Genomic DNA, 441 nt, shown 5'->3' on the forward strand with positions numbered 1-441 from the left:
ACAACATCACCACTAACACGGCAGACATCGCTACTAACACCACCAATATCAGCACCCTGACCGGCGATGTTGCTAACAACACCACCAACATCACTAACCTGACGAATGATGTTGCCGCCAACACCACCAGTATCACCAACCTGGCTGATACAGTGACTAACCTTGGTGCGGATGCACTGGCATGGGATGACGACACAGGCGCATTCACCGCCAAACACGGCACCGATGCCACCAGCAAAATCACCAACGTTACGGCAGGTGAGCTGACGGAGACCAGTACCGACGCGGTTAACGGTTCTCAGTTGAAAACCACTAACGACAATGTGGCGACCAACACCACCAATATCAGCACCCTGACCGGCGATGTTGCTAACAACACCACCAATATCACTAACCTGACGAATGATGTTGCCGCCAACACCACCAGTATCACCAACCTGG

Annotated in this window: 1 pseudogene; it reads left to right on the forward strand. The window is 52.6% G+C overall.

Annotated features, from left to right (window positions below):
• Positions 1–441: pseudogene (locus HEM79_RS22360) on the forward strand (hypothetical protein); the annotation flags it as partial.

The organism is Escherichia sp. 93.0816 (assembly GCF_013368855.2).
Classification (GTDB): Bacteria; Pseudomonadota; Gammaproteobacteria; order Enterobacterales; family Enterobacteriaceae; genus Escherichia; species Escherichia ruysiae.